This is a genomic window from Variovorax defluvii (assembly GCF_039541515.1).
GTDB lineage: Bacteria > Pseudomonadota > Gammaproteobacteria > Burkholderiales > Burkholderiaceae_C > Variovorax > Variovorax defluvii.
This window is the reverse complement of record NZ_BAABGJ010000002.1, coordinates 195,537-221,437: the sequence shown is the minus strand read 5'-3', so window position 1 is coordinate 221,437 and position 25,901 is coordinate 195,537. Positions and strand designations below refer to the sequence as shown.

Genomic DNA, 25,901 nt, shown 5'->3' with positions numbered 1-25,901 from the left:
AGTAGTTACGCAATTCACCCACAGAAACTGGCATGAACGAGGAAACCACGTTGAACGCCCTTCGTTGCATTCTGGTTGTCCTTGGCATCTTCCTGATCCTTCCGGTTGCGTACGCGGAGGACGCCTACCCGTCACGACCGGTCGTCCTCGTCGTTCCGTTCCCGCCTGGTGGCAGCGGCGACGTGCAGGCCCGGATTCTTGCCGAGACCTTTGCGAAGTATCTGGGACAAAGCGTGGTGGTCGAGAACCGCCCGGGTGGCAGCACTGCGATCGGCGCATCATACGTCGCCCACGCGAAGCCGGACGGCTACACCCTGCTACTGAGCTCAGGATCGACATTCACCCTCAATCCTGCCCTCCAGAAGAGCTTGCCCTACGACCCGATGAAGAGCTTTCAACCGATTGGCATGATCAGCCGCGTGGGCCTGGTCCTGCTCGCACACCCGGATGTGCCGTTCAATCGGCTCGACGAACTGGTCGAGGCGTCCAAGGAGACACCAGGTAAATTCACCTATGCGACGTTCGGCATCGGCACCAGCTCTCATTTTGCTGCCTCAATTGCGTTCCATGCGATGGGAATCCAATTGGTGCACGTTCCCTATCGTGGCAGCGCCCCGGCGATGACAGATTTGATTGGCGGTCACGTCTCGTTTCTTTTCGACACGGTCACTTCAGCTGTTCCCAAAATTCGGGCGGGCAAGGTCAAGGCCCTGGCAATTACCTCGCCAATCAGGTCTCCCCTTCTGCCTGAGGTGCCAACCTTTGCGGAATCAGGCTATCCCGAAGTCGTGTTTGACAGCTGGGGCATGATGGCCGGCCCAACGGGACTTCCGTCAGTCGTGTTGAAGCGCCTTGAATCGGCACTCGCCAAAACGATTGGCGATCAGACGGTGCGCCAACGGCTTGCCGAGCAAGGCGTTGATGCAATGTTCGCAGACGCTTCACGCTCCTTTGCGCACCTGGAAGCTGAACTTCCCTTGATGCGCGCCGTTGCCGTCCGAGCTAACATCCAACCGGAATGAAGGCACGACGCCCGTTTGTATGACGTTGTGCGGCGCACGTATCGTCATTCGTTGACCGAGATGGCCGGTGCGGACGCCGTGCCTAGCTTAGCTCGCCGAAAAGGTCTCCGGAATGGAAGCAGCAGACCACCTCGTCTATATCGTGGATGATGACTTCCGCATTCGCGAAGGGCTCGAGAACTTGCTCGCCGCGGAAGGTTTCAACGTCGTGAGCTTCGCGACCGCTGCTGCTTACTTGAACTTCTCCCGCCCCGACTTGCCTTCGTGCCTGGTGCTCGATGTGCAACTTCCGGACATCAGCGGTCTGGACCTGCAATCACAGCTGGACTTGCCCGCCCATCCGAGGATCGTATTCCTCACTGGCCATGCCGACATTCCCAGTTCGGTGCGTGCCTGCAAGGCTGGTGCGGTTGACTTCTTGACGAAGCCATTCGATAGCCAACAGCTACTTCATGCGATACGGGAGGCCATCCGCCTGGATGCTGAGCACCGTCAATCGATCGCTGCAGGTCTGGCAATCAGGGAGCGCTTCAGCACGCTCTCACCACGTGAACGGGACGTGCTGCCGCTGGTGGTGTCCGGCCTACTCAACAAACAGGCCGCTGCGGTGCTCGGAATCAGCGAGATAACCTTGCAGATTCATCGCAGCAACATCATGCGCAAACTCGGCGCGGACTCGCTGCCGACGCTGGTTCGGATAGCCGATGCACTTCATGTGCCGGTGAAGCATTCGAGGCGCGCACTATAGGGTGGTGTTCGCAGGCCGACTGCGGGCTCACCTGCCTCCCACATGTGACTGTATCGACTGCAGCAACAGCCGACTGTCGAGCGGCTTCATGAAAAGCTCGGGCTGCTTCCCTATGCAGCGCGAACAATTGAGCTTCGCGTCGACTGCGTGGGCAGTGATCAGTATCAACGGCAGCGTAGGCCGCCTCAGCGCAACCTGCCGCTGTACGAACCACCCATCGATCCCTGGCATACAAATGTCACAGATGAGGCAGTCGACCCTCTCAAAGCATGGGCTGACCAAGAAGGCGCTTGCAGAGGAGAAAGCGCGGACGTCGTAGTCAGCGGATTCGAGCAGATCTTGCAATGCCTCAAGCATCCTATAGTCGTCGTCGACGATCGCCACCACAGCCTTGCCCATCGTCCTTGGTTCATCCACGATGTCCCCAATTCTCCAAGCCGCGACCCCAGTGAGACCGCCCGCACGACTACAAGCAACAAGGCAAGTTCTCCTACCGCGGATCGACAACGCTCCGTCGCCCGAACTCAAAGCCGCCTTTGGCAACTCAGCTGGAGCCCACGTGCCTCGTAGGGGAATGCACAGCCATCGTACATCCATGCCCCGAAACGGGGACTAACAAGAAATCATGATTGCACTGTCCCCAGAATGGCCTTTCTAAACGGAGAATGCCAGGCTTCATGAACCGCGTGGAGCGACGCAATGGTCAGGTCTCAACAGAACCTTGAGCGCATGGCTTCAAGAGCGGGCCTTACGTCAGCGCTCGCAGCGGCGGACCTGCGCACGATCATCGACACCATTCCGGTGCTAGCTTGGACCACCGGGCCCGACGGGGCAGCGGATTTTTTCAATAGCTGCTGGGTGACATATTCGGGCCTGTCCAGCGAAGAGTCGGTCGCTCTCGGTTGGGCCCAAGTTCTACATCCGGACGACCGCGAACGAGCGTTGAGCCAATGGCAAAGTGCTGTGGCTAGAGGCGAGCCCATCGAGGTCGAGCTGAGGCTTCGCCGGGCTGACGGCGAGTTCCTTTGGTTCCTTGCGCGCGCGCACCCTCTGCGCGACGCCGCCGGGCGTATTCTGAAGTGGTATGGCACGAGCACGGAGATCGATGCCAGAAGAAAAAGAGAGCACCTGGCGCTCGAAAATGCAGAAACGTACAGCCAGATCCTCGATCGATCGCCCGCGATGCTCTTCACGACGACAGCGCAGGGTGAGCTCGAGTTCGTCAATGCCCCGCTGCTGCGCTACTTTGGCACCGGACTCGAAGCACTGCAACAGTGGAAGCAAGCGGCTCACCTGCATCCGGACGACCTGCCAAAGACGATCGCGTTGTGGTCCCAAGCGGTCACCGAGGGTGTGCCCTGCGTCATCGAGCACCGCATGCGGCGTCACGACGGCGTGTATCGGTGGTTTCAGTTCGAGGCAGTACCGCATCGTGACGCCGATGGGCGCCTGGTTCGCTGGTACGGCTCCATCACCGATCTGGACGACAGCAAGCGAAAGGACGCGGAACTTCGCGCAATGGAGGCACGCCTATCAAGCGCATCGAGAATGGCCGCTGTGAGCCAATTGTCGGCAGCCATTGCTCACGAGGTCAATCAGCCTATCGCGGCGGTGATAGCAAACAGCGATGCCTGCAAGCGGTGGCTGAGCATGGATCCTCCTAACATCGAACGTGCACTCTACAGTCTGGAGCGGATCGGGCGGGATGCTGCCGCAGGTGCGGACATTGTCCAGCGCATACGCCTTCTCTTTCAGCGGGCGCCGTTGATGAAGGAACCATTGAGTCTGAACATCGTGACAAACGAGGTGCTTCAGATGCTTGATGGAGAGATGCGTCAAGGTGGAGTCGTGGCGAGGCGCGAACTCGACCCGGCCGTACCCGCGGTGCAGGCTGACCGAGTGCAGATCCAGCAGGTACTGATCAACCTCATGCGAAACGCGATCGAAGCAATGATTGGGCTGGAAGACCGTCCGCGCGTTCTGTCAGTGACTTCCAAACGTGATGGCGACGAAGCAGTCGTAGCCGTCACTGACAGCGGACCCGGCCTGAGCGATCCGCAGATCATCTTCCAACCCTTCTTCACCACGAAGCGCAATGGTATGGGCATGGGCTTGGCGATCAGCAAGACGATCGTTGAGGCCCACGGAGGGCGGCTATGGGCGACGTCCGACGGTGGTGCTGGTGCCACTTTCGTACTCTCAATCCGCGCCTGATGCGCTAAGCGAAGTGTCGGTCTGGTCCGATCCGACCCAAACCTTCACGTTGTAGTCCACACCACCCGCCTGACGCATACCTGGATCTGGATCTTCAAGGGACCACTCCCTTTCCATCAATCGGTCTCAAGCCCAACTCTTGCGGCGCCGGTACGACTTGAGGTTGCGGAACGAAGCGCGATGGGCGCCCGCGCCCCCGCCAAGGTAGAACTCCTTGACCTCGTCGTTGGAACGCAGGTCCTCCGCGGCACCTTCCAGCACGATGCGACCGCCTTCCATGATGTAGCCGCGGGAGGCATAGCGCAGCGCCACGTTGGCGTTCTGCTCGACGAGCAGGATGGGCAGTCCTTCCTTCCGGTTGATCTCGCGCACGATGTCGAACACTTCGTCGACCATCATGGGCGACAAGCCCATGGAGGGCTCGTCGAGCATCACGAGTTGCGGGTGCGCCATGATCGCGCGGCCGATCGCAAGCATCTGCTGCTCGCCGCCGGAGAGATAACCGGCGAGGCCCGTACGCTCTTTCAGGCGCGGGAAATACTGGTAAACGCGCTCGATGTCGCGCACCCACTCGCGACCCGTTCGCGTATAGGCGCCGAGGCGCAAGTTCTCGGCCACGGTCATGTCCTCGATGATGCGGCGTCCCTCCATGACCTGAAACACGCCACGCCGCACCACTTGGTCGGGCAACAGGGCGCCGATGCTTTCACCGCAGAAGCGCACGCTGCCTCGCGTGAGCGCGCCGTTCTCGCCGCCCAACAGTCCAGAGATGGCCTTGAGCGTCGTCGACTTGCCCGCGCCGTTGGCCCCGAGCAGCGCCACGATCTCGCCGGGCCCCACATCAAGGCTCACGCCGTGGAGGACAAGGATCACCTCGTTGTAGACAACCTCGATGTTGTCGACGGAAAGCACCGGCGCAGAAGACGCGACCGTGGCCTGCTTCATCATGCCTACCTCGCGAACCACTTGGCATCGCGTCCAAGCTGGACGTCGCCTGCCTTCTTCCATGTCGCCTTGCCGTCCTTGATCAGACCCTCCCAGAGCGCAACGGTCGAGACGCTGCGGTGATCAGTCTCTGTCCACGTAGCCGGCGCGCAGACACCCTCCATGCCCTTGGGCACCCAGTCCTTCTTCTGGTACATGCCCCGTGTCACGTTCTCGGGCTTGATGCCGCCGTTGGTGTCGGCCCAGGCCAGGGCCTCCCGCAGGTACATCAGGCTGCAGACGGCGGCGGCGTAGTAGGCCGTCCGAGGCTTGCCGCCGGAGATCTCGGACACCGTTTTGGCACCGGGGCCGTCGCTCATGTTCCAGGGCGTCGCCGCGAAGGGCGCGATCGCGCCAGCGCCGGCCGGGCCTACCGCGTCCATCACCTGCTCGGAATAACCCCAGGCGTTGGAATAGAACTTGGCGGCCACGCCGACGGTGGAGCATGACTTCATCAGCGAAACGTTCGAATCGCCGGTGTTGCCCATGTACGCGACTTGCGCGCCCGATTCCTTGAGCGTGAGGCACTGCGCCTTGAAGTCGCCCGGCCGCATCGAGTACTGGATCGGAGCGATCACCTCGTACCCCAGTTCGTTGGCGTACGCGATGCACGCGTCCTTCGGGGAGTTGGCGAAAGGATGGTTATCGCCCATGAACGCGAACTTCGGTTTGCCGGCCATGCCTTCGCGCTTCCATTGGTCCATGAAATGCTTGACCCCCGCGCGGCAGCCATCCGAATAGGTTGCGCCGTGATAGAAGTTGTAGGGCGTGGGCTTCTCCACGCGCTTGCTCGCGCCGGTCGGGTCGCTGAGCAGCGCGGAGAACGAGTGCGACAGGTACACCACCTTATCGGCATTGACGAAGCCACTCAACGCCTCGGTGTCGGCCGTGCCATAACCGTAGATCGCGATCGGCTTGACCGGTTGCGACATCCACTTCTTGTAGCTGGCGATGGCAGCGGGTGCCTTGTAGGCATAGTCCACCGCCTCGAACTCGATCTTCTTGCCGTTGACGCCGCCGTTCGCGTTGATCCAGCGAATGGTGTCAGCTTTCGCGTCGGCCAGTTCCCGGCCCACCTGCGACGTCGCGCCCGTCACGTCGTCGAGGATGCCGATGAAGATGCTCTGTGCCGGCGCGCCCTGCGCGGACCAGGCCAGTGCCGCGGCCGCGGCGAGGGAAAGTGCGTTGCGCTTCATGTCTTCTCCAGTTGGTTCGATTGGTGGGTCAGTGGGAAAAGGGATAAAGCTGCCAGTAGGCGCGGATCGCCCGCCACCGGTGGGCGAGGCCATGCGGCTCGAGAATGAGGAACAGCACGATGACCAGGCCCACGGCCGCCTCGCGCAGGTAGTTCACGCCCCCGAGCACGGCCGGCGACGTGACCCATCCGCCGTGTTTCAGCGCGCCAACGGCGAGTTCCAGCGTCTCGGGCAAAAGCACCATGAATGCCGCGCCCAGCAACGCGCCCGACAGCGTCCCGAGCCCGCCGATGATGATCATTGCGATGAACTGGATCGACAGGAAGATGTTGATTCCCTCGGTCGACACGAAGGTGAGGTAGTGACCGAGAAGCGCGCCGGCCAAGCCGGCGTAGAAGGAGGAAAGGCCGAATGCGAGGATCCTGTAGCGGACGATCGGGATGCCCATCATCTCGGCGCTGATGTAGTGGTCGCGGATGGCCACCAGTGCGCGACCGTCGCGGGTGCGCATCAGGTTGCCCGCATAGACGAAGGCGGCGACCAGCCATGCCAGCACAAGGAAGAAGTAGCGCCCTTCGGTGTCGAGCGCGAACCCGAAGATGACCACCGGCCTGGCGTGCGCGCCGGCCACACCGCCGGTGAACCACGTTGCACGCGAGAAGAAGTCTTCCAGCACGTACTGCGCCGCCAGCGTCGCAATCGCGAGGTACAGCCCCCGTATACGCGCGGCTGGAATGCCAAACACCATGCCGAACACCGTCGCGATCACCCCGCCGAGCGGGATGGCGAAAAACACCGGTACGCCCATCTTGTTGGACAGCCAGGTGGAGCCGAAGGCACCCAGCCCGAAGAACGCCGCATGGCCGAGCGAGATCTGGCCGGAATAGCCGGTAAGGATGTTCAAGCCCAACGCACCGATCGCCATGCAGCCGATCTGGATCAGCAAGGTCATGCCGTAGCGGTCGAACACCAGGGGCGCACACATCAGCAGCAGCACGCCTGCCACATAGGCCCATAGCGTGCCGCGGGTCCTGAACAGCGAGGAGTCAGCGCCATAGGAAATGCGGAAGTCGCCGCATGGGCGCGAGGTCATCTGCATGTCAGACCCTTTCAATGGCGCGCGTGCCAAAGAGGCCGTAGGGTCGGACCATCAGCACTGCGACCAAGACGTAGAACGGAACGATGGTGAAGAGATTGCCCCAGTGGAGGAACTGGCCGTCCGCGAACTCCGCGAGGTTCTCGATCAGACCGACCAGGATGCCACCCACGATCGCGCCGACAATCGAATCCATGCCCCCCAGGATGACCGCCGGAAAGACTTTCAGACCGATCGACGACAACCCGCTCGACACCCCGCTCACGGCGCCGACCACGATGCCGGCAAACCCGGACACCACGGCGGAAATCACCCAGGACACCGCAAACATGTTGCGCACCGGAATGCCCAGCGATCCGGCCACCTGCTGGTCAAACGCCGTCGCGCGCATCGCCAGGCCCACCTTCGTGTACTTGAAGAGCCAGCCGAACACGGCCATCGCCGCCACCGCGACGAGAGCGCTGACGATGTAGATGGTCTCGAACGCCATGCCCATTACCACGGTGGTCTTGTCCTCGAGCAGGTCTGGATAGGTCTGGGCGGTGGAGCCGAACACCAGCTTGGTGACGGCCTGCAGGAACACGGACATCCCGATCGTCACCATGATCACGGAGATGATGGGCTGACCCACCAGCGGCCTGAGCACCACCACCTGGATCAGCAGGCCCAGCACCGTCATCCCGCACATGACGATCAGGAAGGACAGGGCGAACGGCAGCTTGTATGACTGCAGTAGCCACCAACATGTCCATGCGCCCACCAGCAGGAACTCGCCCTGCGCGAAATTGACGACGCGCGACGCCTTGAAGACCAGCACGAACGACATGGCAACCAATCCGTAGAGCGAGCCGATCACGAGGCCGTTGACGAGGAACTGCGCAAGCAATTGCCACTTCATGACTGCTTCTCCATTGAATTGAATTCGTCGACATTGATGACATGCAGTGGCCGGCCGAGCGTGCGGAAGAACTCCCGGGTCTCGTGGGCGATGCCATCCCCGTGAGTGACCGCCACTCGCAGCCGCGCAAGTCCCAGGCGGTCGCGCATGGCGCGGCCGACGAGCAGGTCGAACAGCCACGGCTGCGCATTGCGACTCAATGCGCGCGCACCGGCACGCAGGCCTATTCGTACGAGGAATCCCCGCAGGCCTCGTGCCTGCGACAGCTGGGTTCTCGCGTCAGCCGCGACCCGCTGCCAATACAACGCCGGCATGTACGCCAGCGAGGGGCCGACCTCACGCAGGTCGGATGCCGCAGTCTGACTGTCTTCGACGAAGTTGAGCCTGACGCCTGCCAGGAGGAAGCCCCCAGTGGCAGCGACCTGCTGCCGCAGCCCGGACAACGATTCGAGGCAAACGTAGTCATCTGCGCGCGAAGCAGGGTACTGTGCAAGACGGCCCAGAGCGAGCGTCACCCATTCTTCGTTGGTCAGGGATTCCAGCTTCGGTATCGCGGCCTCGGAATTCGGCGCAGCGAAGAGATGGCACAGGTCATCTGCATGCCCCCTCGCCAGAAGAGCGTCATAAAGAGCCGGGGTTGCAGCACCGGCCTTGCGTCCGCGCCGCTCGACTTCGGCCATCGCCACGAGCCGCGGGTCGCCGTTCGCAGCCAGCCCGCGGGACTGCAGGTACACGATGTGGCGGACGGTGTGGGCCTGTGCGCCCGCCTCGAGCACCTTGTCGGCCTGCTCTTCATCCTGCACGACCACAAGCTGCGCTTGGCTTGCCGCCAGTGCCATCGCGGTCTCGTCCACGCCGTGGTCCGCGTCCAAGACCAGCGTGGCGGCACCGGCCACTTGCACCGCCACCTGGGTCAGCACGAGTTCCGGGCAATTGCGGCACAGCAACGCCGCCACCGAGCCCCGAGCCAGCCCCAGTTCCACCAATCCGAGCGCGATGGCCTGCACGCGCCGGTCACAGCCTGCCCAGCTCATCTCCTTCCAGATACCGCGAGACTTGGCACGCAACGCAACGGCTTCGCCCCACTGCCCTGCGTTGCGTCGCAAGAGCTGCGCCAGCGTGTAGCCCGACAGCGAACCCAAGCTGCTCATGCGGCCTCCCATCCCAGGTAGGCCGTCTTGACGGCGGGATCGGACAACACGTCGGAAGCCAGGCCCTCGGCGATCTTGCGTCCGTAATTCAGAACTACGATGCGGTCCGAGACGTCCGCGACCACGCCCATGTCGTGCTCGATCATTGCGATCGTGATGCCGCGCTCGCGCCGCAGCTCGACGACGTAGCGCGCAACGTCTTCCTTCTCCTCGAGATTCATGCCGGCCATGGGCTCGTCCAGCAGCAGAACGATGGGCTCGAGGGCAAGGGCGCGCGCCAGTTCCACACGCTTGCGCAGACCGTAGGACAGCGTGCCCGCGAGCGCGTGTCGCACATGCGCGATGCCGAAGAACTCGATGATCTCCTCCACCGCTTCGCGGTGGCGCATCTCTTCCACGCGGGCGCCGGTGCCCCAGTACAGCCCGCCGGTGATGAAGTTGTTGCGCAGTTTCGTGTGGCGCGCTGCGAGGATGTTGTCCAGGACGCTCATGTGCCCGAACAGCGCCAGGTTCTGGAAGGTCCGGCCGATACCGGCCCGGGCCCGGGCTTGTGGATGGAGCCGCGTGATCTCGCGGCCTTGAAGGTGCACCGAGCCCGACGTAGGCGAATACCGCCCGGAGATGCAATTGAGCATCGAGGTCTTGCCGGCGCCGTTGGGACCGATGATCGAAAAAATTTCCCCGGGGCGCACATCGAAGGACACGTCAGACAGCGCCTTGACGCCACGAAACTGCAAGCTGACGCCGCGCACGCAGAGCAGCGCCTCCGCCCCCGCACGCGCCAGCGCCGGACCCGGACTGCTGTTGAGATCGTGACTAGCAAACATTTGTTAGGTGCGTTGGAAAAAAAATTTGGGTTCGCGGGGGTATGGCAGGCGGGGCCCTCAGCCGCGCCCCGCCATTCTCTCGATCGTGTCGTGATTCAAGATCCCATCGAAGATGATGGTGGTGATCTGCTGCGCGAAATCCTTGAACGTCCCGCGCTGCGGGTTGTACCACTCCACCGTCCAGTTCAGCGCGCCGATCAGGAACAGTCGCATGACTGCCAGGCTCGTGTCGCCGCGAAGCTCGCCGCTGGCGAGCGCATCCTCGAAAAGCTTGTCCCAAATGTCGGCGTATGCGCGCCGGATCACCCGGTGCTTGTTCTTCGCGGCCACGGGAATCTGTCCGTAGATGCGGATGTTGGCGGAGGTGAAATCCCCGAAGTGCAGCATGCCGTAGAGGTGGCCCTCAATCGCCACCGCGATCCGATCCCGCATGGTCGCATTGGACGGCAGCGCATCGAGCTTGGCGCGCAGCGCATCGGTCACCATCTTCATGCCCATGTCGAGCACCTCGCCGAGGATCTCGTCCTTGGAGTCGAAGTGGTAGTAAATGCTGCCCGCCTTGATACCTGCCGCGTCCGCAATCTCCCGCAGCGTCGTGGCGGCGTAACCCTGGTGGCGGAACAGCCTCGCCGCTGAGGCGAGGATTTCGTCGCGCTTGCCGTCGTGCTTCGGCGACGGGACTTTTGCGAGGGCGCTCATGGGGGATTTCGGCGGCATGGAAGAGGAATTACCAAACGAATGTTAGTCTACAAACAGCCGGCCATGCCTAGCGTTTACCCTCAGCCGATCATACTGTAGCCACCTGAGACCGACAGGACCTGGCCAGTCACGTAGCTGGCGCGGGGCGAGGAGAGAAACACCACCGCGCTGGCAATGTCGCTGGGCCGGCCGATCGCGTTGAGGGGGAGCGACCTGGCCACCTTCGCCAGCTGTTCGGGAGTGAACATTTCGCCGCGCGCCCACATGCTGGCCTCGCCAACTTCCTCCCCCTCCTCGGGAATGGTGACGCCAGGGCAGACCACGTTGCATCGGATGCCGTAGCGGCCGTTTTCCTTGGCGATGGTTTTCATGAAGCTGTTGATCGCCGCCTTGACGCCGCCATACACGGCTTCGCGGGGCTCACCCTGGCGGCTCGCGTCCGAGCTGATCGACACGATGGAGCCACTGTTCTGCGGGATCATCAGTGCGAGGGCGGCCCGTGTGCAGTTGAGCACGCCGACGTAGTTGATGCGAATCACGCGCTCCCAGAAATCCGGCGTGGTCTGCGTGAAGAACATGAGCTTGTCCCAACCTACGTTGTTGACCAGCACGTCCACCCTGCCATACGCGTCCACCGCGGATTCGAACATCCGGCTGACTTGCGCCGGGTCCGTGACGTCAGTCTTGACCACTCGTACGGCCTGCGCGCCCTCCTCTCGCGCGCGCGCCGCAACTTTCTGTGCCTGCGCTTCGTCGATGTCGCCGATCGTGATGTTGCAGCCTTCGCGTGCGTAGGCGAGCACGATGCCGCGTCCGATGTTCGAGCCGCCCCCGGTGACGACGACGGACTTGCCCTTCAGGTGGAGTTCCATGATGTTCCTTGCGAATGGGGGATGGCTTCAGGACGCGACGCGGGCGGACGGGAAGACGGGGGTGCGCTTCTCGCGCGCGGCGGCAAGGCCCTCCACGGCGTCCTCACCCAGGAACGTGAGCATCTCCAGCGCGAGCGAGTGCTCGAACACCGGCCGTGCCACATTCATCCAGCCGTTCAGCGCCTTCTTCGTCATGCGGGCTGCGGTCTGGCTGCCGGTGGCAAGCTTGTCGGCCACCTCCATCGCCTTGGTCATCAATTGATCCGCCGGCACGCAGGCGCTCACCAGCCCGATGCGCTCGGCCTCCTTGCCATCGATGAAGTCGGCGGTGAGCAGGTAGTACTTGGCCTTGGCCATTCCGCAGAGAATCGGCCAGACGATGGCCGCGTGGTCGCCTGCAGCAACACCCAGCTTGACGTGGCCGTCGGTGATGCGCGCGTTCTCCGCGATGATGCTGACGTCGGCCAGCATCGCGACCGCGAGGCCCGCGCCGACGGCCACGCCGTTGATCGCGGAAATGATGACCTTTTCGCAGGCCAGCATGTTGTGGACCACGTCGGCCGCTTCCTGCAACACGCCGTTGACGTTCTTCGGGTTGCCGATGATGCCGCCCACCCAGTCCAGGTCGCCCCCTGCGGAAAATGCGCGGTCGCCGGCGCCGGTGATCACCGCGACGTTGGTGCGCGGATCGTCATTGACCACACCCCAGACCTTGGTCAGCTCCCAATGCAGACGGGCATTGGTCGCGTTCATGACCTGGGGCCGGTTGATCGTGATCAGCAGCACGCCATGGGGCTTGTGGTCGAACTGAAGGAATTCGAAGTCGGAGTAGTTCATGGTGGGTTACGCGCTGTCAGTTGGGAAGTGAAAGGACCTGTCCAGCGAGGATGTTTCGCTGAATCTCGCTGCTGCCGCCGTAGATGGTGGCCGGCCGTGCGTTGTAGAAGGAGGTGAGGACGTTGATCGCCTCTTCGCTGTCGCCGGCCGGCGCCGGGATGTCGCCCGGCAGGCCGCCGGCGGTGCCTGTGATGTCCAGCAGCAGGTCGGCGATGCGAGAAAAAGTCTCGGTGCCCCACAGCTTGAGCATGGACACGTCAGGGCCGAGCGCTTCGCCGCGCTTGACCTGTTGCACGAAGCGCCCGTAGAGCGCGTTCAGGTCTGCCGCATCCAGTTCGAGCTGGGTCAGCCGGTCCTGCACACCGGCGTCCCGCTCCAAGCCGAGCAGCGCGCAGGCTTCGCGCACGCGCGCCAGTGCATACTGCGACTGCTTCGGGCTGCCGAGGAAGATGCGCTCGAAGGTCAGGAGCTCCTTCGCGATCTTCCATCCTCCATTGCGCTCGCCCACGAGGTTGGCCTGCGGAACGCGCACGTTCTCGAAGAAAATTTCGCAGAAGTCCTCGCCACCGGCGATATTGCGGATCGGCCGCACCGAGATGCCCGGCGACGTGGCATCGACCAACAGGAAGCTGATGCCTTCCTGCTTCTTCGCGCTTTTTTCGGTGCGCGCCAGCAGGAAGATGTGCGTCGCATCCTGTGCCAGCGTGGCCCAGGTCTTCTGGCCGTTGACGATGAAATCGCTTCCGTCCTCCACCGCCTCGGTGCGCAGGCTGGCCAGGTCCGAGCCGGCGTTGGGCTCGGAATAGCCCTGCGCCCAGATGTGCTCTCCTGCCAGGATGCGCGGCAAGTATTGCGAGCGCTGTGCCTCGGTCCCGTGGCGGATCAGAAGCGGGCCGACCATCGTCAGGCCCATGTCGGGCGTGCGGGCCACGCCCCACTTTTCCTGCTCCTCGATGAAAGCGATCAGCTTGGCCGGCTCCAGGCCCATGCCGCCATACTGCACCGGCCAGCCGGGCGCAGCCCAACCCTTTCTCGACAAGGCCATGAACCAGGGCTTGACTTCGGCCCAGCGCAGGCGTTGTTTGGGGAAACGCAGTTCTTCCGGGTAGTACTCGGCGAAAAACGCACGGACAGTGCGCCGGAAGCTTTCGTCATCGAGGGAGTTGAGGTCCTGGCTCATGCCTGCGCGCCTTCCGTCACGTTGTCGAGCGCGGCAAAGCGCCGCCTGTGCATCCATGCATTGCCCAGCCAGGCCGAGAGCACGATCGTGCGCTGGACGTACAGACCCAAATCGAATTCGTCCGTGTAGCCGATGGCACCGTGGAACTGCACGCTGTCTTTGGCAATCTGCACAGCGGCGGCCGCAGCGCGCGCCTTGGCGCGGCTCGCATCCCGGCTGCGCATACGCGGCGCGCCCTCGTGGTCCAGCCGCTCGACGATCTCGCCCAGCGCCGCGGCCGTGAGCTCTTTCTGAATCAACAAATCCACGGCCCTGTGCTGCAGCGTCTGGAAGCTGCCGATGGGGCGGCCGAATTGCACGCGATTGCGCAGGTAATCCAGCGACATCGCGAACATCGCTCGCTGGATCGCCAGGAGCTCGACCGAAGTCATCACCAACGCCTCGTCGAATGCGCGAGTCAGTGCCTCCTCGGCACGGCTGCCTTGGGACAACAGGTGGCGGTCCGGCACAACGACACCGTCCAGTGCCAGCGTCGCGGAGTCGCCGCCGTCGGTGGTCTGGCGCGATTCGACAGCCACGCCCGCGGATGCAACCGGCACCCAGAACAGCGACTGGCTGCCGGTCGGCAGGCTCGCAGAGACCACGAAGCCATCCGCACCGGCCGCCGCCCGGACGTTGAACTTGGTGCCACTGATGCGCCATCCGCCGCTGAACTTTTCCGCGCGCACCGTGCGGGGCGTGAGGTCGACCGCGGTCGCGATCGACTGCTCTTCGAACGCGACGACGGGGATCGACTTGCCGCCCACCAGGTCCTGCAGCAGCTCGGCATGAACCGGTCCGCCGCCGGACAGTTCGATGGCTCGGCCGGCGAAGACCACTGCGGGAACAAACGGCTCGGGCGCAAGCTGCATGGCGAGCGCGTCGACTATCACCGCCGCGGCAGCGAATCCCTGCGCGAACCCGCCGCACTCCTGGGGCGCCAGCAACCCGGTCCAGCCTTGCTCCACCAGGGCGTCCCAGAATGCCCTGTCGTACCCGAGCGCAGTGCCCCGCAAACCGCGCGCACGCACAAGCGGCGATGCGCGCGACGCGAAATCCTCCGCACTCTCGCGCAGTTGTCTCAGGTCCTCGGCCTTTTCAAGCCGGGACGCTTCGCTGTCGGCGTGCATGGCAGTCACAGCGTCATCGCCAGGCGCATGCCGGCATCGATCGCGCGCAGCGCATCCAGTTCGGCAGCAAGTTCGGCGCCGCCGATCAGGTCAGGCTTATGCCCGAGCGCTACGAGCTGGTCGTAGAGCCCCCGCTCCGATTCCTGCCCCGCGCACAGCACCACGGTGTCGGCCTCGACCAGTTGCGGCTCGCCGCCAATGCGAATGTGCAACCCTGCATCGTCGACCTTCTCATACGTGCAGCCGGTCACCATGGTCACCCCCGCGCGCTTGAGCGTGGACTTGTGGACCCATCCGGTGCTGACCCCCAGGGTGCGGCCGGGCTTTTCGGGCTTGCGCTGCAGCACCGTGACCATGCGCGCCGGCGGATGGGCGCTCTCGTCCTGCAGACCACCCACGCTTTCGGGGCGGCGGTCGACGCCCCACTCGTGCGCGAAAGCTGCCACCGCGTCGGCATTCGGCGCCGGCGCACTGTGCGTGAGGAACTCGGCCACGTCGTAGCCGATCCCTCCCGCGCCGATCACCGCCACCTTGCGGCCCGCGACCTTCCTGCCCGAGAGCAGTTCGGCGTAGTCGACCACCTTGGGATGGTCGACGCCGGGAAGATCGGGAATGCGCGGCGTGACACCTGTGGAGACGACAATGCGATCAAAGTCACCCGCCGCCAATTCCTGAGCCGTCGGGCGGGTGTTCAGCTGCAGCTTCACGCCATGTATTTCCACCTTGCGGCGGAAATATCGCAGCAATTCGTTGAACTCCTGCTTCCCGGGCACCTGGCGCGCGAAGTTGATCTGGCCGCCCACCTCCTTCTGCGCCTCGAATACCGTGACGTCATGCCCGCGTTCAGCAGCGGTCACGGCGCAAGACAGCCCTGCGACGCCAGCACCGATGACCGCCACCTTCCGGCGCGCGCCTGCCGCCGGCATCTCGGCGAACTCCAGCTCGCGTCCTGCACGCGGGTTGACCAGGCATGAGGCCGGCTTGTCCTTGAAGATGTAATCGAGACATGCCTGGTTGCAGGCGATGCAGGTATTGATCTCGTCGGCACGTCCTTGCGCGGCCTTGTTGACGAATTCCGGGTCGGCAAGAAAAGGGCGGGCCATCGACACCATGTCGGCGTCGCCGCTCGCCACGATCTCGTCGGCGAGCTCGGGCGTGTTGATCCGGTTGGATGCAACGACCGGGATGGAAACAGCCTGCTTGACTCGCGCTGCAGCGAAGCGCCATGCACCGCGCGGCACCACGTACATGATGGTGGGGATGCGCGACTCGTGCCAGCCCACGCCCGTGTTGATGATGTCGGCTCCGGCCGCCTCCACTGCACGCGCAAGACGCGCCGTCTCGCCGGCATCTGCGCCGCCTTCTACCAGGTCGATGGCGGATATGCGGTACATGATGAGGAAACCCTTGCCGAGCCGCTCGCGCGTGCGGCGCACGACCTCTACCGGGAACCGCCCCCTGTTGGCCTCGTTTCCGCCGAATTCGTCGGTACGGTCGTTGGTTCGCGCTGCGGTGAACTGGTTGATAAGGTACCCCTCCGAGCCCATGATCTCGACGCCATCGAAGCCCGCCTTCGCTGCCAGCGCTGCGCATTCGACGAAATCGTCGATGGTGCGCCAGACTTCTTCGGTCGTCATGGCGCGCGGGCCGCGAGGGTTGATGCGGGACGGGATTCCGGACGGTCCCACCGGTCTCGGCAATTTCGCGTATCGCCCCGCGTGCAATACCTGCAGCAACACCTTGCTGCCCGCGTCGTGCACCGCACGAGCCACGGGAGCGATGTCGCGGGCCTGCGCCTCCGTCATCAGGACCGGACCCGTCTCCTCGATGCGCCCGTCCATGTTGGGAGAAAAGCCGCCCGTGACCACCAGCGCCGCACCGCCTCGAGCGCGTTCGCCATAGAACATGGCCTGGCGTTCATGCGCACGGTCCAGCGTCTCGAGCTGGGTGTGCATGGATCCCATCATCACGCGGTTCTTCAGGAGATGGGTGCCCACCTGCAAGGGGGCGAGCATGTGTGCGTAGGGCTTGGTCGTATCGCTGGTCATGGTGGCTTTCAGGGTTATCCTACCTAACGTATGTTTGGTATGATAGTCGCGGAGATCCCAGATTGCAAGTCGTTTTCGCTTCTCCATCCATCCTCAGCCTAAGGTTTGTAAGGTAAAAAGGAAATCCTGATGATTGACGCCCCTCCCCTCTCCGCCTCCATTTCCGGCGCCACCGGCATCCTCGAACTGGCAAGGCCGGACGCATTCAACTGCCTGTCAACTGCCGTCTTCGAACTCATGGAGGCTGCGCTGGACCGCTTCGAGGCAAGCGGCAGCGGCGTGAGCAGCATCCTCGTGCGCGCTCAGGGCAAGCACTTCTGCACCGGCGCCGACCTGAACGAACTCAAGGCCGTGCGCGGCGATGCAGACAGCCTGCGGGCCTTTCTTCAGAAGGGCCATGGCGCTTTCAACCGCCTGCAGGCCAGCCGACTGCCAGTGGTTGCCGCCGTGCAGGGCCTGTGCCTGGCGGGCGGGCTCGAGCTCGTGTTGTCCTGCGATGTGGTATTCGCGGACGCAGCCGCTCGCTTCGGTGACCAGCACGGCAAGTTCGGCATCATCCCCGGCTGGGGCGGCAGCCAGCGGCTGCCACGCGTGATCGGTCCGCGACGCGCCAAGGACTTACTTTTGAGCGCGCGCTGGATCGATGCAGACACTGCGCTGCAATGGGGCCTGGTCAACTACGTGTGCGAACCGGGCACGCTGGCGCAAACCTCTGGGGAGTACTGCGCGATGCTGGCCACCCGTAGCCAACAAGGCCTGGCATCGATGAAACGGCTGGCGGACGCCGGCCTGGACGGCACGCTTGCCGAAGGACTGCAGATGGAAGAGAACGATGCCCTCCATACGCTTCGGCAGCAAGACGTCGAGGAGGGGATCGCTGCGTTCGAAGGCCGGCGTGAGCCCGTGTTCGCGCGTTGAACCCGGGTGACACCATGGCACACGATTCGATGACGCGGCCCGGCCGGCATATCGACAGCGACCACCCCTCCATCGTGGCGTTCGCCCGCTCGACGACAGCCGGGATCGGCGACGACAAGGACAAGGCGATCTCCCTGTACCTGGCGGTGCGGGACCGCCTCCGTTACGACCCTTACAACATCGACCACACCGAGGGAGGCTTCCGGGCAAGCAGGTGCCTGGCATCGGGCCGCGGCTTCTGCATCACCAAGGCGGCCGTGCTGGCCGCTGCAGCGCGGGCAGTCTTCATTCCCGCGCGGGTGGGCTACGCGGACGTGCGCAACCACCTCACGAGCCCGAGGCTGGAAGCCATGATGAAGACGGACCTGTTCGTCTTCCACGGCTATGCGGAGATGTTTCTCGGCGGCCGGTGGGTCAAGGCGACACCGGCATTCAACCTGACGTTGTGTGCCAAGGCCGGCATCGAGCCGCTGGAATTCGACGGTGTGAACGATTCGATCTTCCACCCGTTCGATGCATCGGGCAGGCAGCACATGGAGTACGTGCGGGACCGGGGCACCTATGAGGACGTCCCGCGTGACGAGATCCTTGCCGCTTGGCGCGCTGTCTATCCTCCGGAAACCGGCTGGGGCATCCCTCTCGAGGGCGACGCAGTCGAGCTTTCCCACGATTTCGAGAAGGACGTCGCCGCGCGCGCACCGGTCAGGACGCCTTAGGGCGCAGTGCACGCTGCATGGCGGATGCAGTCATGCGCTCTTGGCCTGCAGCTCTTTGATCATTGCGTCGCGCATGACGAACTTCTGCACCTTGCCTGTGATGGTCATCGGCATCTCGCTCACGAAGCGCACGTAGCGGGGGATCTTGTAGTGCGAAATCTGGTCCTTGCAGAACTCGCGAATCTCCTCGGCGGTGGCCTCGCTGCCGGGCTTGAGGATGATCCAGGCGCACACCTCCTCGCCGAAACGCTCATCGGGCACGCCGAAAACCTGGACGGTCTGCACCTTCGGATGACGAAACAGAAACTCCTCGACCTCGCGGGGGTAGACGTTCTCGCCGCCGCGGATCAGCATATCCTTGGCCCGGCCGACGATGTTGCAGTAGCCCTGCGCATCGATGGTGGCCAGGTCGCCGGTATGCAGCCAGCCATCGACGATGGCCTGCTTCGTGCGGGCCGCGTCGCCCCAATACCCCCTGAGCACGGTGTAGCCCTTGACGCACAGCTCGCCCTTTTCGCCCACGGGCAGCGTCGTCCCGGCGACGTCCACGACTTTCGCTTCGAGGTGCGGCAGGATGCGCCCCACGGTCGACACACGGCGATCCAGCGAATCGCTGTTGCCGCTCTGGAAGATGGCGCCGCTGGTCTCCGTCATGCCGAAAGCGATGGTGACTTCGCGCATGTGCATGTCGCTCACCACTCGCTTCATTGTCTCCACCGGACACGGGGCACCGGCCATCATTCCGGTGCGTAGCGAGCTGAGGTCGAACTCACCGAACTGCGGGTGGCCCAAGATCGATATCAGCATCATGGGTACGCAGTGCATCGCGGTGCACCTCTCGGCCTGGATGGCTTCCATCGTCACGACCGGGTCGAAGGCCTCACCTGGGAACACCATCGCCGCGCCGGTGGCGACACACAGCAGCCCGGCCAGCACCATGCCGAACGCGTGGTACAGCGGGATCGGGATGCACAGCACGTCGTTCTCAGTGAAGCGCAGCTCGCGCGAAGAAAAGCGCGCGTTGTTGCAGACGGCATAGTGGGTCAGCGTTGCACCCTTGGCATTGCCGGTCGTGCCGCTGGTGAACTGGATATTCACCGGGTCGTGCGGATCGAGGCCGCTGGTGATCGCGTCCAGCGCCGCCAGGTCCAGCGCCGCTCGACCCTTGGCCAGCAAGGAGTCGAAACCGATCATGCCGCGCGTCGTGCCCTGCCCCATCCGGATCACGAACTTCAGGTGCGGGAGCCTGGCCGCCTGGATTTCTTGCTGTCCCGCATGGCCGATCTCCGGGGCCAGGATCCGGATCATCTCGAGGTATTGCGACGTCTTGAACACGTCGGCGGAGATGATCGCGCGGCACTGTGCAAGGTTGAGTGCGTATTCCAGCTCCGCCAGCCGGTAGGCCGGGTTGATGTTGACCAGGATGAGGCCGAGGCGCGCGGTGGCGAATTGCGCGACCAGCCACTCGGGCCGGTTGGGCGACCAGATCGCCACACGGTCGCCAGCCTTCAGGCCGAGGCTTAGCAAGCCCATTGCCAGCGAGTCGGCTTCGCGCTGCAGCTCTTTCCAAGTCCAACGCACGCCGTGCTCGCGGAACACCGCCGCCGTGCGATCGGGGAATCGACGCACGGTCCGGTCCAGCAAGCTGCTCAGCGTGTCCGGGACCATCACGGGGCTGAAGTCCCCACGCACGTAGGACAGGCCGTCTGTCGGCTCGATCCGGGTTTCCTGCATCTCCACTCTCCTTTCGAAGGTCATTGAAGCCCCTGCAGCCTTATCAGTGTTCGGCACGAACAGACGACAAAAGGCCGTGTCTATTGCTAATCGGTCCGGCTGAATGTATTCTCTGTCGAACGTTTGTTAGCTAAATTCTAGTTCCAGTCCTGGAGAAACGCAAATGATGAAAGCGAAGGTGGTCGTGGTCACGGGTGCCGGCGGCGGCATCGGTCGGGAGATTGCGCTCGCGCTCGCGCGGCACGGCGCCAGCGTGGTGGTCAACGACGTGGGCACCTCTGCGACCGGCGAAGGCCGCGACCGGGGACCCGCGGAAAGCGTGGTGGAGGACATCGTGCGTGCAGGCGGCAAAGCGGCGGCAAACACCGACAGCGTGGCCGATGCAGGCACCGCTGCACGCCTGATTCAATGTGCGCTGGACAGCTTCGGGCGCATCGATGGCGTCGTGAACAACGCGGGCATCCTACGCGATCGCTTCTTCCACAAGATGAGCCCGGACGAATGGGACGCCGTGGTCAAGGTGCACCTCTACGGGACCTATCACGTCAGCCGCGCCGCAGCACCGCATTTCAAGGAACAGGGCGGCGGTGCCTTCGTGCACATGACATCCACTTCTGGCCTGATCGGAAACTACGGGCAGGCGAACTACAGTGCCGCCAAGCTGGGCGTCGTTGCGCTTTCCAAGAGCATCGCGCTCGACATGGAGAAGTTCGGCGTGCGCTCCAACTGCATCGCGCCATTTGCCTGGAGCCGTATGACCAGTTCCATTCCGGTCAACACGCCCGAGGAAGCGGCACGCGTCGAGCGCTTCAAGCAGATGACGCCCGACAAGATTGCGCCGCTCGCGGTCTACCTGCTGGGCGACGCATCATCTGCCGTCAACGCCCAGGTTTTTGCCGTACGCAACAACGAGATCGCGCTCATGAGCCAGCCCCGGCCCCTGCGCAGCGTTCACCGCTCCGAAGGCTGGACCGCCGAGTCCATCGCCACTCACGCGATGCCCGCGCTCTCCGCCTCGTTCGTGCCCATGGAACGCTCGGGCGATGTTTTCAGCTGGGACCCGGTGTAACCATAATGCCGATCGACTACCAGCGGCTGCGCGAGTGGCGGTTTCCCGACGTGGTCCAGACCTACGGCCCGCGTGAGGTCATGGCCTATGCCCTCAGCCTGGGCGCGGGCTCGGACCCGCTCGACGCGGCGCGACTTCCCTTCGTCTTCGAGGGAGCGCCCGGCGGCCTACGCGTGCTGCCCACGTTCGCGCTGGTGCTGGGTTACCCAGGTTTCTGGATGTCCGACCCCGCAAGCGGCATCGACGCTGCACGTCTGGTGCACGGCGAGAACGGGTTGACGATCCACCGTCCGCTTCCGGGCGCCGCCACCGTGGTCGGACGCAGCCGCGTGACGCGCATCGTCGACAAGGGCCCAGGGCGCGGCGCGGTAGTGACGGTGGAGCGCACGATCAGCGATGCGGACAGCGGCACGCAGTACGCGACGATCCGGCACGTCACGTTCTGCCGAGGCGACGGCGGCTTTGCCACGTCGGAGCAGCCGGGCGATGAGCCGGGACCTGCATTGCCCAAGGTGCCGGGTGCCGGACCTGCGCTCAGCGACCCGCACATGACGCGGCCAGACGCCGCCCTGCTGTATCGCTTGCACGCCGATCCGAATCCGCTGCATGCGGACCCCGGCGTCGCAAAGGCCGCCGGCTTCGACAGGCCCATCCTGCACGGCCTGGCCAGTTACGGCATGGCAGCACTCTCCGTCATAAGGCATTGCTGCGGGGGCCGGCCGGAGCGGTTTCGATCGCTGGACCTGCGCTTCACCGCGCCGATGTTTCCTGGCGAAACACTGGAGGTCGATCTGTGGCCCGATCGCGGGCGTGTGCAGTTGCGCGGCCGCGTGTCGCCACGGGGCGTCACCGTGCTGGACTGCGGAATCGCGGAAATCGAATGAGCAACGCGCCATGAACGAGCCGGACCTGCGCAGGTGGATACGTCCGGGTGACACCGTGGCCTGGGGACAGGGCCCGGCAGAGCCGCTGATGCTCACACGCGCACTGGCGGCGCAGCGCAATGACCTCGGCCCCGTACGATGCTTCATGGGCATCGGCGCGCATGACACTTTCGCACCGGAAATGTCCGGTCCCCTGGAATTCCTGTCGTACTGCGGTAGCGGCACCAACAGGCGCCTGGGCAAGACGCTGGACATCCTGCCGTGCGGCTATAGCGAGATGACGCGGCTGATCCGGTCGAAGCAACTGAAGATCGACGTGCTCCTGCTCAAGGTCTCCTCGCGCGACGAGCTGGGGCGCTACAGCTGGGGCCTGGCCTGCGAATACCTGGCCGCAGCGCGCGAGACCGCGCGCTGCGTGCTTGCGCAGGTGGACCCGCATTCGCCCTGGACCTATGGCGAGCGCGCGATGGCGCGAGACGACTTCGGGCTGCTGGTCGAAGGCGGGGAGCCATGGCCAGAACGCAAGGATGGCCCGCCGAACGACGTCGAGGCCGGCATCGCGCATCACATCGCCGGCCTGGTGGAGGACGGCGCCACGTTGCAGACCGGCATTGGCGCCATTCCCGACGCGGCGCTCGCCGCGCTGCGCGGCCACCGGGATCTCGGCCTGCATACGGGCGCAGCGGGTGACGGCATCGTGCAGTTGCACGAGTCGGGCGCGCTCACCAATGCCAGGAAAAGCATGGCCGCCGGCATCTCGGTAGCAGGCGTGCTGCTTGGTGGCGCCGCCCTGGCGAAGTTCGCACATCGCAACCCGCGCCTCCATGTGCGCCGCACCGAGTACACGCACGACGCCCAGGTGCTCGCCGCGCAGCACAAGCTCGTGGCGATCAACTCCGCAGTGGAGGTCGACCTCACGGGCCAAGTCAACGCCGAGGTCGCCGGCGGCCGCTATGTAGGCGCCGTGGGGGGCGGGGCGGAATTCCTGCGCGGCGCACACGCGAGCCGCGGCGGCGTGCCCATCATCGCGCTGCCCGCCACGGCCGGCGCGCAGAGCCGGATCGTGGCCAGACTCTCCGGTCCCGTGAGCATCGCCCGAAGCGACGCAGGCGTGATCGTCACGGAGCATGGCGCCGCCGACCTGCGCGGCCTGAGCATTTCGCAGCGGATCGAAAAAATGATTGGCATCTCCGCGCCGACCCATCGCCGGCAACTCGCCATCGATGCGGAACAACTGCTGCGTGACACCGTCGCGCGGTCGTGAACTTACGTACCCCAACAAACCAGAAAGGAAATGCATATGCGCAGAGCAGCCATCGTCGCTCCCGTCCGCACTCCCGTAGGCGCCTTCGGCGGCGGCTTGCGCCACCTGCCCACCGAGGAGCTCGCTGCCACTACCGTGCGCGCCACAGTGCAGCGCAGCGGGATTGACCCGGCGCTGATCGAGGACGTGATCTTCGCCCAGTCCTATGCCAACAGCGAGGTGCCGTGCGTCGGCCGCTGGGCCGCACTCCAGGCCGGTCTGCCGGTGGAAATCCCCGGCATGCAGCTGGACCGGCGATGCGGCAGCGGGTTACAGGCGATCGCCAACGCATCGATGATGATTCAGAGCGGCGCGGCCGATGTCGTGGTGGCAGGTGGCGTCGAGTGCATGAGCAACATCGAGTACTACACCACCGACATGCGGTGGGGTGCGCGTGCAGGCAGCGTGACGCTGCACGATCGCCTCGACCGAGGCCGCGAGCGCTCGCAACCCGAGCACCGCTTCGGCCGGATCTCCGGAATGATCGAAACGGCGGAAAACCTCGCGCGCGACTACCGCATCACCCGCGAAGCTGCTGACGCCTATGCGCTGCAAAGCCAGCAGCGCGCGGCCCGGGCCTGGAGCGAGGGCCGCTTCGCGGAGGAGATCGTTCCCATCACCGTGCCGCAGAAGAAGGGCGGCCCGCTCATCCTTTCGCGCGACGAAGGCGTGCGCCCCGATACGAGTGTCGAGGGCCTCGCGAAGCTGCGCCCCATCATGAAGGACGGCATCGTCACCGCGGGCAACGCCGCGCAGCAGAACGATGCCGCCGCTGCCTGCCTCGTGGTGGCCGAAGACAAGCTGCACTCACTGGGCCTCACGCCGATCGGCATGCTGGTTGGCTGGACCGTGGTGGGTTGCGAGCCCTCCCACATGGGCATCGGACCTGTGCCTGCCGTGAAGAAACTCTTCGCGCGGCTGGGGCTCGGTTTCAAGGACATGGACCTGGTCGAGCTGAACGAGGCCTTTGCATGTCAGGTGCTTGCTGTGCTCCAGGGTTGGGACTGGAGCGACATGGACCGTCTGAACGTGAACGGCTCGGGCATCTCCCTGGGCCATCCTGTCGGCGCAACCGGGGTACGCATCATGTGCACATTGCTGCACGAACTCCAACGCCGCAATGCTCGCTATGGCCTCGAAGCCATGTGCATCGGCGGCGGCCAGGGCATGGCGGCCGTGTTCGAGAGCTTGTAGGAGTGTGTCGGCCGCGATGCGCACATCCGCTGCAGGGCGAATCGAGTTCGGTCACCCGGACAAAGCCCCTCTACGCTGCGATGTGCGAGCCTCATCATCGAGGCGAACTGCATCTTGTGATTGGCGCCACTTTCACTCCAGCTTGATGTTCGCAGTCTTGATGATGCGGGCGTAGCGCTCGCTTTCGGACCTGCAAAACGCTGCAAACACCTCAGGAGTGTCGCCCATGCCGTCGGCGGAGACCTCAGCGAGAAGCGCCTTGACATCCGGATAGGCAAGTGCCTTCGAGACCTCTGCCTGGAGCTGCTTTGCTATTTCCATCGGTGTCTTGGCGGGCGCCCACAGCCCGTACCAGGTTGTCATCGTCATGTCGGGATAGCCGGCCTCGACCATCGTCGGCACACCGGGCAGGCTCGCAGCCCGCTGGGTGCCCGTGACACCGAGCGCTCTGAGCTTTCCACCCTTCACCAGGCCGATCGACGAAGGCATCGAGTCGAACATGAACGTCACCTGACCGCTCATCACATCGGTGAGCGCCGGCGCGCTTCCCTTGTACGGCGCGTGCAGTGCGTCGATTCCGCTTGCCAAGCGGAACAGTTCGCCCGCCAGATGGCCCGGTGTCCCGGAACTCGACGAGGCGAAGCTGCACTGCCCAGGCCTTGCCTTGACATGATTGACCAAGTCCTGGACTGACTTGACGGGCAGGCTCGAGCTCACAACGAGCTGGATGGGCGTCGACGCGAGGCTCGTGACCGGCAGGAAGTCCTTCATCGGGTCATGCGGAAGCTTGGCGTAAAGGTATGGGTTGATGACTTGGGCAGAGACGTTTGCCAACAGTGTGAGGCCGTCCGGCGCGGCCTTGGCGACGGCATCGGCCCCAATCAGTCCGCTCGCCCCAGCTTTGTTCTCAACGACGAACGGCCGTTTGAACGCTTCGCTGAGACGCTGCGCGATGACCCGCCCGACGACGTCGGTCGGCCCGCCTGGAGGAAACGGGACGACCACGCGCACGGGGCCAGGGGGATAGGTCTGGCTGGCCAGGGCCTGTGAGATGGGCAACGGCGCTGCTACAGCGGCGGCCATTGTGGCGAGAACTTGGCGTCTGGTTGTCTTCAAGGTCGTCTCCTGTCGTATTGCTCTCG

24 protein-coding genes are annotated in these 25,901 nt (G+C 64.2%); 9 read left to right on the top strand and 15 right to left on the bottom strand.

The window, feature by feature from the left end:
• The first annotated feature begins 32 nt into the window (after positions 1–32).
• Both ABEA07_RS02430 and ABEA07_RS02425 read left to right on the top strand, forming a co-directional pair.
• Positions 33–1,022: a Bug family tripartite tricarboxylate transporter substrate binding protein gene (locus tag ABEA07_RS02430; protein WP_345535635.1), complete on the top strand. Its 990-nt coding sequence runs from the start codon at positions 33–35 to the stop codon at positions 1,020–1,022.
• 112 nt (positions 1,023–1,134) lie between these two features.
• Complete coding sequence (locus tag ABEA07_RS02425) at positions 1,135–1,770, top strand: response regulator transcription factor (protein ID WP_345535633.1); 636 nt, start codon at positions 1,135–1,137, stop codon at positions 1,768–1,770.
• Between the two features lie 27 nt (positions 1,771–1,797).
• Here ABEA07_RS02425 and ABEA07_RS28615 read toward each other — a convergent pair whose 3' ends face one another.
• Positions 1,798–2,169: a response regulator transcription factor gene (locus tag ABEA07_RS28615; RefSeq protein WP_425584062.1), complete on the bottom strand. Its 372-nt coding sequence runs from the start codon at positions 2,167–2,169 to the stop codon at positions 1,798–1,800.
• Between the two features lie 300 nt (positions 2,170–2,469).
• Between ABEA07_RS28615 and ABEA07_RS02420 the strand changes: the two genes are divergently transcribed.
• A complete protein-coding gene (locus tag ABEA07_RS02420; protein ID WP_345535632.1) occupies positions 2,470–3,984 on the top strand; it encodes a PAS domain-containing sensor histidine kinase in 1,515 nt (504 codons plus the stop codon).
• A gap of 126 nt (positions 3,985–4,110) precedes the next feature.
• On the opposite strand, the gene ABEA07_RS02415 is transcribed toward ABEA07_RS02420, so the two are convergent.
• The 12 genes from ABEA07_RS02415 to ABEA07_RS02360 all read right to left on the bottom strand — a co-directional run bounded on the left by ABEA07_RS02415 (position 4,111) and on the right by ABEA07_RS02360 (position 16,941).
• Positions 4,111–4,932, bottom strand: a complete 822-nt coding sequence (locus tag ABEA07_RS02415) for an ABC transporter ATP-binding protein (protein WP_425584064.1) — start codon at positions 4,930–4,932, stop codon at positions 4,111–4,113.
• A gap of 2 nt (positions 4,933–4,934) precedes the next feature.
• Positions 4,935–6,164, bottom strand: coding sequence for an ABC transporter substrate-binding protein (locus ABEA07_RS02410; RefSeq protein WP_345535631.1), 1,230 nt, complete (start codon positions 6,162–6,164; stop codon positions 4,935–4,937).
• Between the two features lie 28 nt (positions 6,165–6,192).
• Positions 6,193–7,110, bottom strand: a complete 918-nt coding sequence (locus ABEA07_RS02405) for a branched-chain amino acid ABC transporter permease (RefSeq protein ID WP_345535630.1) — start codon at positions 7,108–7,110, stop codon at positions 6,193–6,195.
• Positions 7,111–7,264: 154 nt separating this feature from the next.
• A complete protein-coding gene (locus tag ABEA07_RS02400; RefSeq protein ID WP_345535629.1) occupies positions 7,265–8,158 on the bottom strand; it encodes a branched-chain amino acid ABC transporter permease in 894 nt (297 codons plus the stop codon).
• Entirely contained in the window at positions 8,155–9,309 is a 1,155-nt protein-coding gene (locus ABEA07_RS02395; protein ID WP_345535627.1) for an AMP-binding protein, read from the bottom strand. Before ABEA07_RS02395 ends, ABEA07_RS02400 begins: the two co-directional genes overlap by 4 nt.
• Positions 9,306–10,136 (bottom strand): ABC transporter ATP-binding protein, encoded by an 831-nt coding sequence (locus ABEA07_RS02390; RefSeq protein WP_345535626.1) that lies wholly within the window; start codon positions 10,134–10,136, stop codon positions 9,306–9,308. Before ABEA07_RS02390 ends, ABEA07_RS02395 begins: the two co-directional genes overlap by 4 nt.
• Positions 10,137–10,193: 57 nt before the next feature.
• Positions 10,194–10,835 carry a TetR/AcrR family transcriptional regulator gene (locus ABEA07_RS02385; RefSeq protein ID WP_345535624.1) on the bottom strand — a complete coding sequence of 214 codons (642 nt, stop codon included), beginning with the start codon at positions 10,833–10,835 and terminating at the stop codon, positions 10,194–10,196.
• A gap of 80 nt (positions 10,836–10,915) precedes the next feature.
• Positions 10,916–11,707 (bottom strand): SDR family NAD(P)-dependent oxidoreductase, encoded by a 792-nt coding sequence (locus tag ABEA07_RS02380; protein WP_345535623.1) that lies wholly within the window; start codon positions 11,705–11,707, stop codon positions 10,916–10,918.
• 27 nt (positions 11,708–11,734) lie between these two features.
• The gene (locus ABEA07_RS02375) at positions 11,735–12,544 is read right to left on the bottom strand and encodes an enoyl-CoA hydratase/isomerase family protein (protein WP_345535622.1); all 810 of its coding nucleotides are present in this window, start codon (positions 12,542–12,544) and stop codon (positions 11,735–11,737) included.
• 16 nt (positions 12,545–12,560) lie between these two features.
• On the bottom strand, positions 12,561–13,724 hold the full coding sequence (locus ABEA07_RS02370; RefSeq protein ID WP_345535621.1) for an acyl-CoA dehydrogenase family protein: 1,164 nt from the start codon (positions 13,722–13,724) through the stop codon (positions 12,561–12,563).
• Complete coding sequence (locus ABEA07_RS02365) at positions 13,721–14,893, bottom strand: acyl-CoA dehydrogenase family protein (RefSeq protein ID WP_345535620.1); 1,173 nt, start codon at positions 14,891–14,893, stop codon at positions 13,721–13,723. The genes ABEA07_RS02370 and ABEA07_RS02365 overlap by 4 nt, the downstream gene beginning before the upstream one ends.
• Positions 14,894–14,898: 5 nt before the next feature.
• Positions 14,899–16,941 carry an FAD-dependent oxidoreductase gene (locus tag ABEA07_RS02360; protein WP_345535619.1) on the bottom strand — a complete coding sequence of 681 codons (2,043 nt, stop codon included), beginning with the start codon at positions 16,939–16,941 and terminating at the stop codon, positions 14,899–14,901.
• 129 nt (positions 16,942–17,070) lie between these two features.
• On the opposite strand from ABEA07_RS02360, the gene ABEA07_RS02355 reads away from it, so the two are divergent.
• Both ABEA07_RS02355 and ABEA07_RS02350 read left to right on the top strand, forming a co-directional pair.
• Positions 17,071–17,859: an enoyl-CoA hydratase/isomerase family protein gene (locus ABEA07_RS02355; RefSeq protein ID WP_345535618.1), complete on the top strand. Its 789-nt coding sequence runs from the start codon at positions 17,071–17,073 to the stop codon at positions 17,857–17,859.
• 14 nt (positions 17,860–17,873) lie between these two features.
• The gene (locus ABEA07_RS02350) at positions 17,874–18,575 is read left to right on the top strand and encodes a transglutaminase domain-containing protein (RefSeq protein WP_345535616.1); all 702 of its coding nucleotides are present in this window, start codon (positions 17,874–17,876) and stop codon (positions 18,573–18,575) included.
• 30 nt (positions 18,576–18,605) lie between these two features.
• On the opposite strand, the gene ABEA07_RS02345 is transcribed toward ABEA07_RS02350, so the two are convergent.
• Positions 18,606–20,309, bottom strand: a complete 1,704-nt coding sequence (locus ABEA07_RS02345) for an AMP-binding protein (protein ID WP_345535614.1) — start codon at positions 20,307–20,309, stop codon at positions 18,606–18,608.
• Between the two features lie 163 nt (positions 20,310–20,472).
• Here ABEA07_RS02345 and ABEA07_RS02340 point away from each other — a divergent pair, with 163 nt between their 5' ends.
• The 4 genes from ABEA07_RS02340 to ABEA07_RS02325 are packed head-to-tail and all read left to right on the top strand — an operon-like array spanning position 20,473 to position 24,759.
• Positions 20,473–21,378, top strand: coding sequence for an SDR family NAD(P)-dependent oxidoreductase (locus ABEA07_RS02340; RefSeq protein ID WP_345535612.1), 906 nt, complete (start codon positions 20,473–20,475; stop codon positions 21,376–21,378).
• A 5-nt stretch (positions 21,379–21,383) separates the two neighbouring features.
• Positions 21,384–22,262 (top strand): MaoC/PaaZ C-terminal domain-containing protein, encoded by an 879-nt coding sequence (locus ABEA07_RS02335; RefSeq protein ID WP_345535611.1) that lies wholly within the window; start codon positions 21,384–21,386, stop codon positions 22,260–22,262.
• A gap of 10 nt (positions 22,263–22,272) precedes the next feature.
• Positions 22,273–23,526 carry an acetyl-CoA hydrolase/transferase family protein gene (locus tag ABEA07_RS02330; protein ID WP_345535610.1) on the top strand — a complete coding sequence of 418 codons (1,254 nt, stop codon included), beginning with the start codon at positions 22,273–22,275 and terminating at the stop codon, positions 23,524–23,526.
• Between the two features lie 36 nt (positions 23,527–23,562).
• Positions 23,563–24,759 carry an acetyl-CoA C-acetyltransferase gene (locus ABEA07_RS02325; RefSeq protein WP_345535609.1) on the top strand — a complete coding sequence of 399 codons (1,197 nt, stop codon included), beginning with the start codon at positions 23,563–23,565 and terminating at the stop codon, positions 24,757–24,759.
• A 132-nt stretch (positions 24,760–24,891) separates the two neighbouring features.
• On the opposite strand, the gene ABEA07_RS02320 is transcribed toward ABEA07_RS02325, so the two are convergent.
• Entirely contained in the window at positions 24,892–25,875 is a 984-nt protein-coding gene (locus tag ABEA07_RS02320; protein WP_345535608.1) for a Bug family tripartite tricarboxylate transporter substrate binding protein, read from the bottom strand.
• Positions 25,876–25,901 lie beyond the last annotated feature (26 nt).